This window comes from Parafannyhessea umbonata (genome assembly GCF_900111255.1).
GTDB lineage: Bacteria > Actinomycetota > Coriobacteriia > Coriobacteriales > Atopobiaceae > Olsenella_J > Olsenella_J umbonata_A.
Map to the genome: position 1 here is coordinate 42,634 of NZ_FOGP01000001.1, position 14,231 is coordinate 56,864.

Annotated in this window: 14 protein-coding genes; 10 read left to right on the plus strand and 4 right to left on the minus strand. The window is 64.1% G+C overall.

The window, feature by feature from the left end:
- The first annotated feature begins 13 nt into the window (after nucleotides 1-13).
- The 4 genes from BMY31_RS00215 to BMY31_RS00230 all read left to right on the plus strand — a co-directional run bounded on the left by BMY31_RS00215 (nucleotide 14) and on the right by BMY31_RS00230 (nucleotide 2,577).
- On the plus strand, nucleotides 14-955 hold the full coding sequence (locus BMY31_RS00215) for an undecaprenyl-diphosphate phosphatase (RefSeq protein ID WP_078686285.1): 942 nt from the start codon (nucleotides 14-16) through the stop codon (nucleotides 953-955).
- 112 nt (nucleotides 956-1,067) lie between these two features.
- The gene (locus BMY31_RS00220; protein WP_091007250.1) at nucleotides 1,068-1,595 is read left to right on the plus strand and encodes an NUDIX hydrolase; all 528 of its coding nucleotides are present in this window, start codon (nucleotides 1,068-1,070) and stop codon (nucleotides 1,593-1,595) included.
- A gap of 46 nt (nucleotides 1,596-1,641) precedes the next feature.
- A complete protein-coding gene (locus BMY31_RS00225) occupies nucleotides 1,642-2,043 on the plus strand; it encodes a hypothetical protein (RefSeq protein ID WP_143802903.1) in 402 nt (133 codons plus the stop codon).
- A gap of 18 nt (nucleotides 2,044-2,061) precedes the next feature.
- Nucleotides 2,062-2,577 carry a low molecular weight protein-tyrosine-phosphatase gene (locus tag BMY31_RS00230; RefSeq protein ID WP_078686288.1) on the plus strand — a complete coding sequence of 172 codons (516 nt, stop codon included), beginning with the start codon at nucleotides 2,062-2,064 and terminating at the stop codon, nucleotides 2,575-2,577.
- Nucleotides 2,578-2,692: 115 nt separating this feature from the next.
- On the opposite strand, the gene BMY31_RS00235 is transcribed toward BMY31_RS00230, so the two are convergent.
- Entirely contained in the window at nucleotides 2,693-3,196 is a 504-nt protein-coding gene (locus BMY31_RS00235) for a DUF2798 domain-containing protein (protein WP_091007254.1), read from the minus strand.
- Nucleotides 3,197-3,381: 185 nt separating this feature from the next.
- Complete coding sequence (locus BMY31_RS00240) at nucleotides 3,382-4,557, minus strand: cation diffusion facilitator family transporter (protein ID WP_078686290.1); 1,176 nt, start codon at nucleotides 4,555-4,557, stop codon at nucleotides 3,382-3,384.
- A gap of 199 nt (nucleotides 4,558-4,756) precedes the next feature.
- Between BMY31_RS00240 and BMY31_RS00245 the strand changes: the two genes are divergently transcribed.
- The 4 genes from BMY31_RS00245 to BMY31_RS00260 are packed head-to-tail and all read left to right on the plus strand — an operon-like array spanning nucleotide 4,757 to nucleotide 9,524.
- The gene (locus tag BMY31_RS00245) at nucleotides 4,757-7,423 is read left to right on the plus strand and encodes an ATP-dependent helicase (protein ID WP_091007256.1); all 2,667 of its coding nucleotides are present in this window, start codon (nucleotides 4,757-4,759) and stop codon (nucleotides 7,421-7,423) included.
- A 10-nt stretch (nucleotides 7,424-7,433) separates the two neighbouring features.
- On the plus strand, nucleotides 7,434-8,204 hold the full coding sequence (locus BMY31_RS00250) for a mechanosensitive ion channel family protein (RefSeq protein WP_091007259.1): 771 nt from the start codon (nucleotides 7,434-7,436) through the stop codon (nucleotides 8,202-8,204).
- A gap of 57 nt (nucleotides 8,205-8,261) precedes the next feature.
- Nucleotides 8,262-8,981, plus strand: a complete 720-nt coding sequence (locus tag BMY31_RS00255; protein ID WP_091007262.1) for a 5'-methylthioadenosine/adenosylhomocysteine nucleosidase — start codon at nucleotides 8,262-8,264, stop codon at nucleotides 8,979-8,981.
- A gap of 51 nt (nucleotides 8,982-9,032) precedes the next feature.
- Complete coding sequence (locus BMY31_RS00260; protein WP_078686294.1) at nucleotides 9,033-9,524, plus strand: S-ribosylhomocysteine lyase; 492 nt, start codon at nucleotides 9,033-9,035, stop codon at nucleotides 9,522-9,524.
- A gap of 92 nt (nucleotides 9,525-9,616) precedes the next feature.
- Here BMY31_RS00260 and BMY31_RS00265 read toward each other — a convergent pair whose 3' ends face one another.
- Complete coding sequence (locus BMY31_RS00265; RefSeq protein WP_091007266.1) at nucleotides 9,617-10,486, minus strand: DegV family protein; 870 nt, start codon at nucleotides 10,484-10,486, stop codon at nucleotides 9,617-9,619.
- Nucleotides 10,487-10,820: 334 nt separating this feature from the next.
- Here BMY31_RS00265 and nhaA point away from each other — a divergent pair, with 334 nt between their 5' ends.
- Complete coding sequence (nhaA, locus tag BMY31_RS00270; protein WP_078686716.1) at nucleotides 10,821-12,329, plus strand: Na+/H+ antiporter NhaA; 1,509 nt, start codon at nucleotides 10,821-10,823, stop codon at nucleotides 12,327-12,329.
- Between the two features lie 75 nt (nucleotides 12,330-12,404).
- On the opposite strand, the gene BMY31_RS00275 is transcribed toward nhaA, so the two are convergent.
- On the minus strand, nucleotides 12,405-12,683 hold the full coding sequence (locus BMY31_RS00275) for a hypothetical protein (RefSeq protein ID WP_078686296.1): 279 nt from the start codon (nucleotides 12,681-12,683) through the stop codon (nucleotides 12,405-12,407).
- Between the two features lie 242 nt (nucleotides 12,684-12,925).
- Here BMY31_RS00275 and BMY31_RS00280 point away from each other — a divergent pair, with 242 nt between their 5' ends.
- On the plus strand, nucleotides 12,926-14,212 hold the full coding sequence (locus tag BMY31_RS00280; protein ID WP_091007269.1) for an aminotransferase class I/II-fold pyridoxal phosphate-dependent enzyme: 1,287 nt from the start codon (nucleotides 12,926-12,928) through the stop codon (nucleotides 14,210-14,212).
- Nucleotides 14,213-14,231: the final 19 nt, after the last annotated feature.

Sequence of the window (14,231 nt, forward strand, 5' to 3'; positions counted from 1 at the left end):
GGAGGTTTTTGTTTTGGAACTCGTCGAGCTGCTCAAGGCCGCCCTGTACGGCCTGGTCGAGGGCATAACCGAGTGGCTGCCCATCTCGAGCACCGGTCACATGCTGCTGCTGAAGCCCTTCGTCACTCTGGACGTCAGCAAGGACTTCTGGGATATGTTCCTGGTGGTCATACAGCTGGGCGCCATCCTCGCCGTGTGCGTGTTGTTCTTCTACCAGCTGAATCCCCTCTCGCCCGGGAAGACGCCGGACGAGCGCAGGGGCACCTGGGGGCTGTGGGCGAAGATCGTCGTCGCGTGCCTTCCCGCCGCCGCCATCGGCATCCCGCTGGATGACTGGATGGAGGACCACCTGGGCGGCCCCCTCGTCATCGCGACGACGCTGATCGCCTACGGCGTGGCGTTCGTCGTTATCGAAAACCTGCGCTCCCGCAGGGCCCGGAGGGTGGCGCAGGAGATCTCTTCCGCGGCTGCCCCCAGGCACATGAGCGTGAGCTCCGCCGCGCCGGAACGCTCCCTGGCAGAGCTTGCCGACACCGACGCGCGCGTGCAGGACATATCGGAGCTCGACTGGAAGACCGCCATCGGCATCGGCCTCTTCCAGGTGCTCTCGATGGTCCCGGGCACCTCGCGCTCCGGCTCGACTATCATCGGCGGCCTGATTCTGGGCTGTTCGCGCACGGTTGCGGCCGAGTTCACCTTCTACCTCGCCGTCCCCGTCATGGTCGGCGCCAGCGGACTTCGCCTGGTCAAGTTCTTCCTCAAGGGCAATTCATTCACGGGGGCCGAGGCTGCCATTCTGGGCGTCGGCTGCCTGGTGGCCTTCCTGGTCTCGATTGCCGCCGTCCGCTTCCTCATGGGCTTCATCAAGAAGCATGACTTTAAGCCCTTCGGCTGGTACCGAATCCTCCTGGGCATCGCGGTCATCGTCTACTTCGCCCTGAATCCCATCGCCTAGGGACCGCAGCGCATGGCCTTGTTACGCCTTCGCCGCACTCTGGCCCGCAGACCCCTGCGAGTCCGCGTGCGGCGATATACTCTCACAAACCAATGAGTGGAGAAGAACACAGATGGCCGAGCTCATAGACATCTACGACGACAACCGCCAGCCTACGGGCGAGCGCGTCGAGCGAAAGGGCGCCTTCCTGGGCGAGGGGCAGTACATGCTCTATGTGCTTGCCATCCTTGAGGACCTCGACGGACGCGTGCTCATAACACGTCGCACGCTGGACAAGAAGTGGGCCGCCGGCTGGTGGGAGGTCACCGGCGGCGGCGTGAGTGCCGGCGAGACCTCGGCCCAGGCCATTGCGCGCGAGGTGCGCGAGGAGGTTGGCCTGAGCGTGGACGATCTCGTCAAAAAGCCCATACACGGCTACAAGAACATCGATCTCCCGCGGGGCGACAACTACTTTGTCGATATCTATCACCTGCGCTTTGACTTCTCGCTAGCCGACGTTAGCCTGCAGGCGCGCGAGGCCATCGACGCGCGACTTGTGACATGGGACGAGATTGCGCAGCTTGACCAACAGGGAATATTCCTCCATTATCGACGGTTGCAAGATGCGCTGGCTGCCGAGAGGGAGGCTGCGCGCGCGTAGTGCCGGCGGTTGCCGGCGTCGATGGACGCGAGCGAGGATTTGGTTGATGGAAGCATATCTGCCCATGGTGGTCATTCTTGCGGCGGGTCTCGCCGTTGCCGCCATGTACCTGATCATGGGCAGTACGGTCAGGCGCGCTAGGGCTGCCCGGGAGGAATACTCCGACTACGTCAGCAGAGAGCTCACGTTCTACAGCGGAGACATCCTCGAGCGCGGCATCACGCACGACCCCTGGGGCAGCCACGAGTACCTCGTGTACATCGACCGAGGCAACGGCTCGGTTCATGTTTGCGCGGAGTGGCACCGCGGGCACGCGAAGGGACTCCTATCCTGTTTGGCGACCTATGAGGCAAAGCTGGCTTCCTCCGTCGAGTCGTATCGAAGCCTTGACCACCAGACTGTCGAGCGGTCTGCCTACAACGCCTGGGTGACGGGGGAGCGTTCGTAGCACATGAGGGGGAACACCATGGGTTGTACCAGCATTCTGTTCGTCTGCCACGGCAACATCTGCCGCTCGACCATGGCGGAGTTCGTCATGAGGCACCTTGTCGAGCAGGCTGGTCTTGCCGACTCCATTCGCGTCGACTCCGCGGCGACCAGCAAAGAGGAGTTGGGGAACGACGTGCACCCCGGCACGCGCGGCAAGCTCGGCCAGATGGGAGTTCCCTGTGGCCACCATGTCTCCCGACAGATGGGGCCGGCAGACTACGAGTCGTTCGACTACATCGTGGGCATGGACCAGGACAACATGGATGGCATCTACCGTCTCCTCCTGGGCGAGAAGGGCTACGGATGGAGCTGGGATCCGGTGTCCGGCGCCGAGATCTCTCGTGCCGATCCCGAGGAGAAGGTCTCGCGTCTTCTCTCGTGGGCGGGGGTCGACCGAGACGTTGCCGATCCGTGGTATACGGGCAACTTCGACGTTACCTACGACGACGTGCTTCTGGGCTGCACCGCATTGCTGAAGGAGATAACGAATTAGGAGCGTAACGAAGTAGGAGCGGTGGCTTCGACTGTGCCCGCAACAGATGCCAAATGCAGGGAGCCTCCACACGGACTAATTCGGGGGAGGCCCTCTATTGATGGTCGCGCTGTCGTTACGCCTTGCTTGCGGCGGCCTGCACGTCGGCCGTCGGTTCCTCCTGCGGGGCCTCTACCCTGCGGAAGGCCAGGCGGAACGCGAGCCTGACTACGGGGCCGCACACCACGAACTGCCAGAGGAATGCGGCGGGCAGGTTCATGGCCCAGGTCTGCGCGAAGGTCGCCAGGCTGGGCTGCTTGAACAGGAACGTCGCGATGAGGCTCATGAGGGGGCACATGAGCGAGCAGATGCAGAACGAGATCGCGTAGGTGATGAACTGCGTTCGGTCGGACGGACGCATGAACGAGAAGGCGAGCACGGGGGCGATGCGTCCCACGACGAAGAGCTCCAGCACGAAGGCGACGGGCCACATGATCTTGAGCTCTCCCAGGGCCACGACGAACACCTCGTTGGTCATGGCGCCAAGGTTGAGGGCGATGTTGTAGCAGATCATGCCGTACACCATCAGGAGTGCCATGAGCGCGGTGAATACTGCGTTTTCGAATTTGTTCTTCGGCATTGCTTGAGCAGTCCTTTCTTTTGTCGCATGGAGCCTGGACACAAAAAATGGCTGACCGAGAATCTTTCATCTCGATCAGCCAAGCTGTCTGCGACTACCAATAATTGAAGGAAACCCTAGCAGAGAAGTGCGCGTCTTCGTAAGCGCGTTCACAAATACGCGATAAGTGCCGGCGCCTCAAAGGCCTATTTCGAGCTGACGTAGCTTTGGTCGATGGTAATCACGCAGTTGTATGTGGGGTGCTTCTCGCGGACCATGCCGTTGATGGTGCCGCGCAGCTCGTCGTCGGACATCTCGAGCTCGTGGGGTCGGACGCAGTCGAAGATAACGTTGGTGTGCGTGGGACCGGGGACGGTGCGCAGGTCGTGGATCGTGAGTTTGGGGTGAATCATCGTCACCTGCTGGGCGATCCAGTTCCTGAGATTCGTGACCTTGGGGTCGTCCGTTACGATGGGGTCATAGTGGAGGACGACATGCAGGTTGTCCTGCGAGAGGAATTCCTGCTCGATGTTGTCGATGGTGTCGTGACTCTCCATGGGGTCGACCTCCGCAGCCATCTCGACGTGGGCGCTGGCGAACTGGCGACCGGGTCCGTAGTCGTGGACCATGAGGTCATGGGTTCCCAGCACGCCGGGGTAGCTCAGGATCTTGTCGTGGATGTGCCTGACGAGCGCCGGGTCCGGGGCCTCGCCCAGCAGCGGGTTCAGCGTGTCGCGAACCAGCCCCACGCCGCTTGCGACGATGAAGGCGCCGACCACCAGACCGGCCCAGCCATCGAGGTCGAATCCCGTCAGCGCCGAGACGACGGCCGCCCCCAGGACCGCCGCCGTGGTGATGACGTCGTTGCGCGAGTCGACCGACGTCGCCTCGAGCGCGACGGAGTCAATGCGTTGGGCGAGCACGTGGTTGAAGTGAGCCATCCAAAGCTTTACCAGCATCGACCCAATGAGGATCCCAACAATGACGGGGGAGAAGTCCGTTGGCGACGGCTCGGCAATCTTCTGGGCCGACGTCTTGATCAGCTCGATGCCGATGAACATGATCAGCACGCTCACTGCCACGCCGGCAAGGTACTCTATGCGCCCGTGGCCATAGGGGTGCTCCTCGTCTGCGGGCTTGCTGGCCAGGCGAAACCCAATCAGGCTGATGATGTTGCTGGAGGCGTCCGACAGGTTGTTGACGGCGTCGGCTACGATGGAGACCGAGCCGGACAGCACGCCGACGACCCCCTTGCCGACGCACAGCAAGACGTTGCAGACGATGCAGACGATGCTGGCGAAGGTGCCGTACGAGTTGCGCACGGCGGGCAGCTCGGTCTGGTCCGCGTTTGGGACGAACGTGCGAATGAATGCCTCGAGCATACGAAGACTTCCTTCGGGCGGGTCCTCGGCGGACCCATTGGCGATGTTCAAATGCCGCTAGGGGAAAACCACTAGTGGGGTTGAGTCTACCCACTTTTGGGTGCTTGCACTCATCCTCTGGAACTCTCCCCGCGAGCGAGTAAGTGTCGGAAACCCGCGCTAGACTCTTGTAGTCAAACACAAGCCCAGGGAGAAGTACATGCAATCTGACCAGCAGCAACTGTTCTCGTTCGGCACCCCTGCTCAGGACCGCGAGCCTCAGGTCGCGACTGTGCCCGCGGCTCCCGCCGTCGAACCCGAAGCCGCGCCTGCGGCCGCGCCCGTGGTGGACCTCACCACGCTCAACCCGGCCCAGCGCCAGGCGGCCGAGTGCACGCACGGGCCGCTGCTGGTCTTGGCGGGCGCCGGCTCAGGCAAGACCCGCGTGCTCACCTACCGCATCGCGCACATGATCAACGACGAGGGCGTCCGTCCCTGGCAGATCCTGGCCATCACCTTCACCAACAAGGCCGCGGCCGAGATGCGCGAGCGTCTGGGCAAGATCCTTCCCGACGGCACGCGCGGCATGTGGATATGCACCTTCCACGCCATGTGCGTGAGGATGCTGCGCGAGGACGGCGAGCTTTTGGGCTACCAGGGCAACTTCACCATCTACGATGACGATGACTCGAAGCGCCTGGTCAAGTCCATCATGAGCGACCTCAACATCGACCAGAAGCAGTGCCCCATCAACTCGATCCGCTCCAAGATCAGCCAGGCCAAGAACGGCCTCGTCTATCCGGACGAGATGGAGGGCTCCGCCAAGTCGCCCGTCGAGCACGCTGCCGCGCGCGTCTACCGTGCCCTCCAGCAGCGCCTCGAGCGCGCCAACGCCATGGACTTCGACGACCTGCTGGTCAAGACGTATGAACTTCTCTCCAAGTACCCGGAGGTGCTTGACCACTACCAGGAGCGCTTCCGCCAGATCAGCGTCGACGAGTACCAGGACACCAACGGCGTTCAGTACGCCATCACCAACCTGCTCGCGCGCAAGCACCAGAACCTCATGGTCGTCGGCGATGACGACCAGTCCATCTACAGCTGGCGTGGCGCCGACATCAAGAACATCCTGAGCTTCCGCAAGGACTATCCCAACGCGACGGTGGTCAAGCTCGAGCAGAACTACCGCTCGACCGGCCACATCCTCAACGCGGCCAACGCGGTCGTGCGCCACAACATGCGCCGCGAGGCGAAGCGCCTGTTCACCGATAGGGGAGACGGCGAGAAGGTCCAGCTCTTCCAGGCGGCGGACGAGCGCGACGAGGGGCGCTGGATTGGCTCCGAGATCGAGAAGCTGCACGACGCGGGCACCAGCTATGACGACATCGCGGTCTTCTACCGCACCAACGCGCAGTCCCGTACGCTCGAAGACATGTTCCTGCGCGCGGGCGTCCCCTACAAGATCGTGGGCGGCACGCGATTCTTCGACCGCGCGGAGATCCGTGACGTGACGGCCTACCTCAAGCTGGTCGTCAACCCTGACGACGACGTGAGCGCGCTGCGCGTCATCAACACCCCGCGCCGCGGCATCGGCACCACCAGCGTCAACAAGATCCGAGACTACGCCGCCCAGGCGGGAATCTCGTTCTTCTCGGCCGCCCAGGCCTGCGCGACCGAGTCGGGGATCCTCTCGACCAAGTGCCGCAACGCGCTTGTCGAGTTCACCAACACCATCGAGACCGCACGCCACATGGACGGCGAGCTCTCGCGCGTGGTCGAGGCCATCATCGACCGCACCGGCCTCATCAGGTCGCTCCAGGCGGAAAACTCGGTCGAGGCGGACAGCCGCGTCGAGAACATCCGAGAGTTCTTCAGCGTCGCGCAGGAGTTCGACGAGACGCACGACGACGTGGCCGAGACGCTCGAGAGTCTGCGACAGCTGCGCGAGGCCGGCATGGCCGACGCCCAGGCGGACGAGGTCCCCGAGGTCTCCGTGCCCCAGGGCTACTTTGCCGACGCGCTGGTGACTCCTCCCGCGGCCCCGGGCGCCCAGGCGAGCCTCGCCACGCCCGAGATGGCGCGCCCGGAGGTCGCCGCCGAGAAGCTCCCCGCCTTCATGGAGTGGCTCGCCCTGCGTTCCGACCTCGACTCCCTTGCGGGCCAGTCGAGCGCCATCACGATGATGACCATCCACTCCGCCAAGGGCCTCGAGTTCCCCGTCGTCTTCGTCGCCGGTATGGAGGAGGGCATCTTCCCGCACCGTGCGCACGAGGAGGACCCCGCCTCGATCGAGGAGGAAAGGCGCCTGGCCTACGTCGCCATCACGCGCGCCGAAAAGAAGCTCTACCTCACCTACGCGGTCACGCGCCGCATGTTCGGGTCGGCCCAGGCCAACCCGCGCAGTCGCTTCGTGAACGAGATTCCCGAGCAGGAGATCAACGCCATCGGCGTCGGGTCGTCGGGCTTCTCGGGCGTCGGCTGGGAAAAGCGCGGTGACCGCCACGGCACCTATGGCTCGGGTCGCGGCTCGGAGGTCTACGGTGGCCACGTCTTTGGCAGCCGCACGCGCTCCACCGGAGGCGCTCGCCCAAGTGCCGGTCGTCCCGCCTCGACGGGAACGGGGTTCCCCTCCTGGCCGGGAAGGCCCACCGGCTCCACGGCCACCCGTCCCTCCGCCGGCGCCTCGGGCGCGGCGAGTGCGCCCGTCAAGCGCGACCGCAGCAAGGAGGCCGAGTCCTTCTCGGCGGGGGACCGCGTCTCGCACAAGACGTTCGGTCCCGGCGTGGTCAAGGCGGCCTCGGGCGACACCATCGAGGTCTACTTCACGCGCACGGGCAAGACCAAGAAGCTCATGAAGGGCTTTGCCCCCATCGTCAAGGTCCAGTAGGGAGAAGTGCATGGACTTCCTAGGCTCAGAGATCGTCTGGAAGTGCGCGTTTCTGGCAGTCGTCGCGGTTGCGGCAGCGCTGGCCGCCCGCCTGCTCTCGAGGATGCTCAGGCGCATGCTCGACGCGTCACGGGTGCCCTCGGCGTCCATCTTCGTCAACCTGGCGAAGGGCGTCGTGTGGGCCTTCGCGCTCCTGGCGGTGCTCCAGCCCGTCTTCGGCGTCCAGCCGACCGCCTTCGTGACCGCCCTGGGCGTCTCGTCCGTCGTGATCTCGTTTGGCCTGCAGGACACGGTCTCCAACGTGGTTGGCGGACTCAATCTGATGGTCAGCAAGGCCGTCGTGCCTGACGACGTCGTGAGCGTCAACGGGGTGTCGGGCGTGGTGACCGACGTCAACTGGCGCGCCACGGTCGTGCGCACGCGCGGAGGCACCACCGTCGTAATCCCCAACTCGGTGCTCAACAAGAACGCCGTCACCAAGCTCGTACCGTGGGACGCAAGTGACTGCGCGGTCAAGCTGGTCGTGTGCGCCGACGCGGACCTCGCCGAGGTCGAGCGCACCATCCACAGCAAAGCCCACAAGGCGCTGCGCGACGTCTTGGTTCCTGGACACACGGTGGAGGTCTACTTTACCGAGCTCACCTCGATGGGCATTCGTTGTACGGTACACCTGCACGTCAAGGGCGGTGTCGGCCTTGACGCGCAAAGGGACAAGCTGGTGCGCGCGCTTGCCGGAAGCAGCTGGCTGGCATCGGCTACGCTTGCCCTCGAAGAGGAATAGCGCGTCCACAATCGTCGCGACTGGCTCGGCCGGCGCGGGATAGACGTAAGGAGGACCATGAGGTTCACGCATACCAAGATCGGCATCATCGGCGCCATGGAGGTCGAGGTCGAATACCTCAAGGAGCAGCTTGAGGACGTTAGGGTCACCAAGCGCGCCAACATGGAGTTCAACGAGGGCGTCCTCGGCGGCGTCCCCGTCGTCGTGGTCAAGTGCGGCATCGGCAAGATCAATGCCGGCATCTGCGCGCAGGTTCTCTGCGACCTGTATGACGTCACGCACGTCATCAACACGGGCGTTGCGGGCTCGCTCGACAGTGCCATCAACATCGGCGACGTGGTCGTGTCTGTCGATGCCGTTCACCACGACTTTGACCTGACCAACGTGGGCTACGAGCCGGGCCAGGTGCCTGACATCGACGTACTGGCGTTCCCGGCCGACCCCGAGCTCCGTGCGGCCGCCGTCGAGGCGGTGCGCAGCGCGGCTCCCGAGATCGGCGTGTTCGAGGGCCGCGTCGCGTCGGGGGACCAGTTCGTTCACACCGACGAGGAAAAGCGTCGCATCGTCAGCGTCTTCGGCGGCCGCTGCTGCGAGATGGAGGGTGCCTCCATCGCCCATGCCTGCTACCTCAACGGCGTCCCGTTCGTAATCGTTCGCGCCATCTCCGACAAGGCCGATGGCAGCTCGAGCGTCGACTACCCCACGTTCGAGAAGGTCGCGGCGCGCCACTGCGCGCAGATCGTCGAGCACATGCTCGCGAAGTTCGTCCGGCGCTAGACGCATGCTCTTCTCGCCCGGCGTTTCGTCTTCCAGAAGAAAGGGTCATCCATGGAGAAGATCGCAAGCTTCACTATCGACCACATCAAGCTCGAGCCTGGCGTCTACGTGAGCCGCATCGACAAGGATGCGGCGACCGGTGCCGTCGTGACCACCTTCGACCTGCGCATGACCGCTCCCAACCGCGAGCCGGTCATGAACACCGCCGAGCTGCATACCATCGAGCACCTCTGCGCGACGTTCCTCCGCAACGACGAGGAGTGGTCGAGCCGTGTGGTTTACTTTGGTCCCATGGGCTGCCGTACTGGCTGCTACCTCGTGCTCTTCGGCCAGTACGAGTCCAAGGACGTCATTGGTCTGGTGACGCGCATGTTCGAGTTCGTGCGCGACTTTGAGGGCGAGATTCCCGGCGCCAAGCCTGACGAGTGCGGGAACTACCTCGACCAGAACCTGGGCATGGCAAACTGGCTTGCCCGTCGCTACCTGGACAGCACGCTCTACGGCATCGACGAGGCACACATGACCTATCCGACCAAGGACTAGGTCGCCTCGCATTCACGCAAGCGCAAGCTAGGGGGCGCCGCCCGTCGACAGTGACGAGCGGCGCTCTGCTTGCGGGCGATGGGGCCCGTTGGCTAGACGGCGGCGTTCTGCACGCCGACGCCCACGATGTTGGGGCCGGTGTGGACGACGAGGTCTGCCTTGATGTCGCGGGTGAACATCTGGGCCACGTGCGGAATCGCCTCGCGCAGGCGCTGCTCGAGCGGCTTGTAGAGGGCCTTGGTCGCGGTGGAGCAGCACAGGCCGATGCGCACGGACTCGTATTGGGCGGCGTTGTCGGCGACGAGCTTGACAATCGTGTCGAGGCAGCGGTCCCATCCGCGGGCCTTCTTGGCGATGGTGTAGTAGCCCTCCTCGTTGCAGGTGAGGACGGGCTTGATGTTGAGCGCGTTGCCGATGCGATAGATGTGCTTGTTGATGCGCCCGCCCCTGTACAGGTTGTCCAGCGACCTGACGCCGAAGTAGATGTCGGTCTGGGCGACCACGACCTGGAGGCGCGCGTCGAGCTCCTCGAAGGGGACTCCCCGCTCGATGTAGTCGACTGCGCGCTCGACCACCATGCCTGCGACGAGGCCGATCGAGCGGGTGTCGACTACCAAGGTGGGGATGACATCCGTCATCTGGTCGGCGATCATCTGGGCGGTCTGGTTGGTTGCCGATAGCGCGGATGCGATGGTGACGATGACGGCCCTCTGGTAGCCGTCCTCACGTGCCTGCTCGAGCGCGTTCTTGATCTGCTCGGGCGAGGGGAGAGAAGTGCGGGGGATCTCCTCCTCGAAGCGAGCGACGACCTCGTCCGCCGTGATGTCCACACCGCTTTGGAACGACGAGCCGTCCGAGTAGTTGATGCGCAGCGGCACGACGCGGATGTCGTGCTCGACGCAGTACTCGCGGTCAAGGTCGGTACCCGAATCGGTGATGATGGCAATGCGCTGGTCGTTCATGCTTCCCCTCCGAAGCCGTCTCATCCGTGATCGCGTGCGGCGACGCCTGAGGTATTGGTACCCCAAAAGCATCCGGGCCACACCTCCGAGGGGCCAGCGTCGCAAAAAGCATGTCGCACAGCGCCTGGCCAGGGCTCGAGCGCAACGCTTCCCCGGGTGGTCTGGTCCCCTTTGCGAAGGAGGCGTTGTTTGGGCGACGGAACACCGCATTGACCATGCCCATGCCGTATTCTCTTAGTAGGACAAAAGTGCCGCGGCCCAGCAGGTCACTTGGGGACCTGGCCGCGAGCTGGGAGGAGAGCATCGTAGCATGAGCGAGGTACGAAAAAAGAAGATGGGCAAGCGCAGGCGGTATGGCCGTCGCAGCTCCAAGCAGACGAAGAAGTCCGCGATCATTCGCGAGGACGCCGTCGTCAGCAGGCTTGCGGTCAGGAGCGTCGTGTCGACCGTCACGTCGAACGGCACCATATCCGCGGCCGTAATGGTGGGGGCCGCTCTCCTTGCGGTGGTGGTTGCGAACTCGCCTCTCTTTGAGCCGGTGCACCATTTCCTGTCGATGCCGCTCGGCCTCGACATCGGTTCCGTCCACATGGGAATCTCGCTCGAGGGCTTCGTGAACGACTTTCTGATGTCCATCTTCTTCCTGCTGGTGGGCATCGAGCTCAAGTACGAGATGACCGTGGGCCAGCTGCGCAAGCCTCGCCAGGCCGCGCTGCCCATGCTCGCGGCGGTCGGCGGCGTCGCCGTTCCCGCCCTCATCTTCCTGTTCTTCAACCATGCCGGAGCCGCCAACGGCTGGGCCATCCCCATCGCCACCGACATCGCCTTCGCCCTGGGCGTTATGTCCCTTCTGGGCGACCGTGTTGCCCCCGAGACCAAGGTGTTCTTCCAGACCCTGGCAATCGCCGACGACATCCTGGCCATCGTGGTCCTGGCGGTCTTCTACGGGCAGAGCCCCAACGTTGCGTGGTGCGCGCTCTCCCTGCTCGTGATCCTGGTGCTTGCCGGAATCCATCGCGCCCGCGTCTACACGGCAAAGTACTACGTGCTCATCGGTCTGGTGCTGTGGTTCTGCATGTACAATTCGGGCATCCACGCCACGCTTGCCGGCGTCATCCTGGCGTTCTTCCTGCCTGCGAAGTCCGACGTGCGCCTGAGCAACCTGCGCGACTGGCTCAACAGCAAGGCGCGCGACCTCGAGGACGACTACGACGACACGGCGCACGTCCTGGGCCAGCACGACTTCACTGAGGCGGCCAACCAGGTCGAGCGCGTGATGCATCACGTGACGCCGCCCCTGCAGCGCGTCGAGCGCTACATCGCGACCATGGTCAACTTCTTCATCCTCCCGGTGTTCGCCTTCGTGAACGCACAGGTTCGTCTGGTTGGCGCCGACCTGGGCATGATCGTGCACGACCCCGTCACCCAGGGCGCTTACCTCGGCGCGGTGGTCGGCAAGCCCATCGGCATCATCCTGGTGACGCTGCTGCTGGTGAAGATCGGCTTTGCCAAGCTCCCGAGACACGTCACCTGGGACCAGATCATCGCGGTGGGCATCATGGGAGGCATGGGCTTCACCATGTCCATCCTCATCGCGGGGCTCGCGTTCCCCAACCCGGCCGAGGTCATGGCTGCCAAGTGCGCCATCCTTGCGGGCTCCTTCACGGCGGCCCTCCTGGGCATCCTGTTCGTACGCGTGCATGACCTCATAAAGGTTGGCGCGACGCCGAAGGGGCGGGCCCAGAAGGAGGCTTCCGGCGAGGGGGCCGCGGCCAAGCAGACCGAGCTGCCCGCGCGCAAGGAGGTCGACCTTTCCCCGAACGACGACTTCTTCGACGAATAGCGAAGAGGGCGAGAAGGACATGCGTCCTTCTCGCCCTCTTTTCCTATCCCGCGTTCTTGTCTTGCCCGCGGCCCCTCACTCTACGGTTCCGTAGACGTAGGCCCATCCGTGAGCCGTGATGATCGAGTTCATCTGGTCGCACAGGGTGGCGCGCTTGTATTTGCCGCCGGGCAGGAGGTCGATCACCTCGCGCAGGTCGTCGTTGAGGTCGTCGATCTCTGCGCGCTCGATGGCTTCGAGCTTGGTGACGTAGCCCGAGGGCTTGCGTGCGTAGAGCTCGTTCACGAGCGTCTGAAGGTCGCCGTACTCGGGCGCGGGCGTGCTGCCCGAGGGTGCGGGTGTCCTGGTGGCCATGGCTTTCCAATCTCTCTGGGTACGCATTCGATTGTAGCGGGTCTGCGGCTACGTGCCTGCCCGCATGGGGCCACGAGCCGCCGCGCGCGGGCTGGGCGCGGCGGCTGAATGCGAGCTTTCCTGATGCTGCGCACCGGCGTGTTGCATATGCACCTTGATGCCTTGCCATCTGATTACCGTATGTTTGTTCGCGCGGGTATGGGGATATACTCACTCATACAACTATGTAATCGGGAGGTAGCATGGCTAACGTGTACGAAGACATGACGACTGAGGCGCTCGATGCCGAGATCGAGCACCTTCAAAAGCAGGCTGACGAGATTCGCGCGCAGAACGTCTCGCTCGATATGGCTCGCGGCAAGCCGTCGGCAGAGCAGACGGCGCTCGCACGTCCGATGCTCGACCTCCTGACCTCCGAGACCAAGCTGGAAGACGGCGCGGCCATCGTCGACAACTACGGAACGCCCGACGGACTTCCCTCTGCCCGTGCCCTTGCGGCCCAGATTCTGGGCGTCGAACCCGCGAACATCGTGGTTTCAGGCTCGTCCAGCCTCAACCTCATGCACGACGTCGTGACCCATGGTTTCACGAACGGCGTCGCCGGCAACAAGCCCTGGTGCCAGCAGGGCCAGGTCAAGTGGCTGTGCCCGGCCCCCGGCTATGACCGCCACTTCACCGTGACGGCCCACCTGGGAATCAAGAACATCCCCGTCCCCATGCATGAGGACGGTCCCGACATGGACATGGTGCAGCGCCTTGTCGAGAGCGACCCCTCGGTCAAGGGCATCTGGTGCGTCCCCAAGTACGCCAACCCGACGGGCGTCACCTACTCTGACGAGGTGGTGCGTCGCTTCGCGTCGCTCAAGCCCGCCGCCCCCGACTTCCGCATCTACTGGGACAACGCCTACTGCGTCCATGGCTTCGGCGAGAAGGACGACGCGCTTCTGAACGTCTTTGACGCCCTGGCCGACGCCGGCGCGACCGACCTCGTGTATGAGTTCGGCTCTACCGCAAAGGTGACCTTCCCCAGCTCCGGCATCGCGTTCGTCACCGCCTCCGCCTCTGACATGGCCGAGGTCCGCAAGGCCTTCGGCGTGTCGCGCGTCAGTCCCGAGAAGTTCTCGCAGCTCGCCCATGTCCTGTTCCTCAAGGACCTCGATGGCGTCAAGGCCCACATGGCAAAGCACGCGGCAATCGTCGCGCCTCGCTTCGCGCTGGTCGAGCAGAAGCTTACCGACGGTCTGGCCGACCTCGGCATCGCCAAGTGGACCCACCCCCACGGCGGCTACTTCGTGTCGTTTGACGGCCCCGAGGGCTCTGCCCGCAAGATCGTGGCCCTCATGTCCGAGCTTGGGGTAAAGCTCACGCCGGCGGGCGCCACTTGGCCCTATGGCGACGACCCGCACGACACCAACATCCGAATTGCCCCCACCTATCCGTCCCTCGAAGAGCTGGGGCAGGCGCTCGACATCTTCGTCATCGCGGTGAGGCTCGTCTCGGCCCGCCTCGCACGGGCTAAGCGCGCCTAGCGCGGAGGGGTCAGTGCAC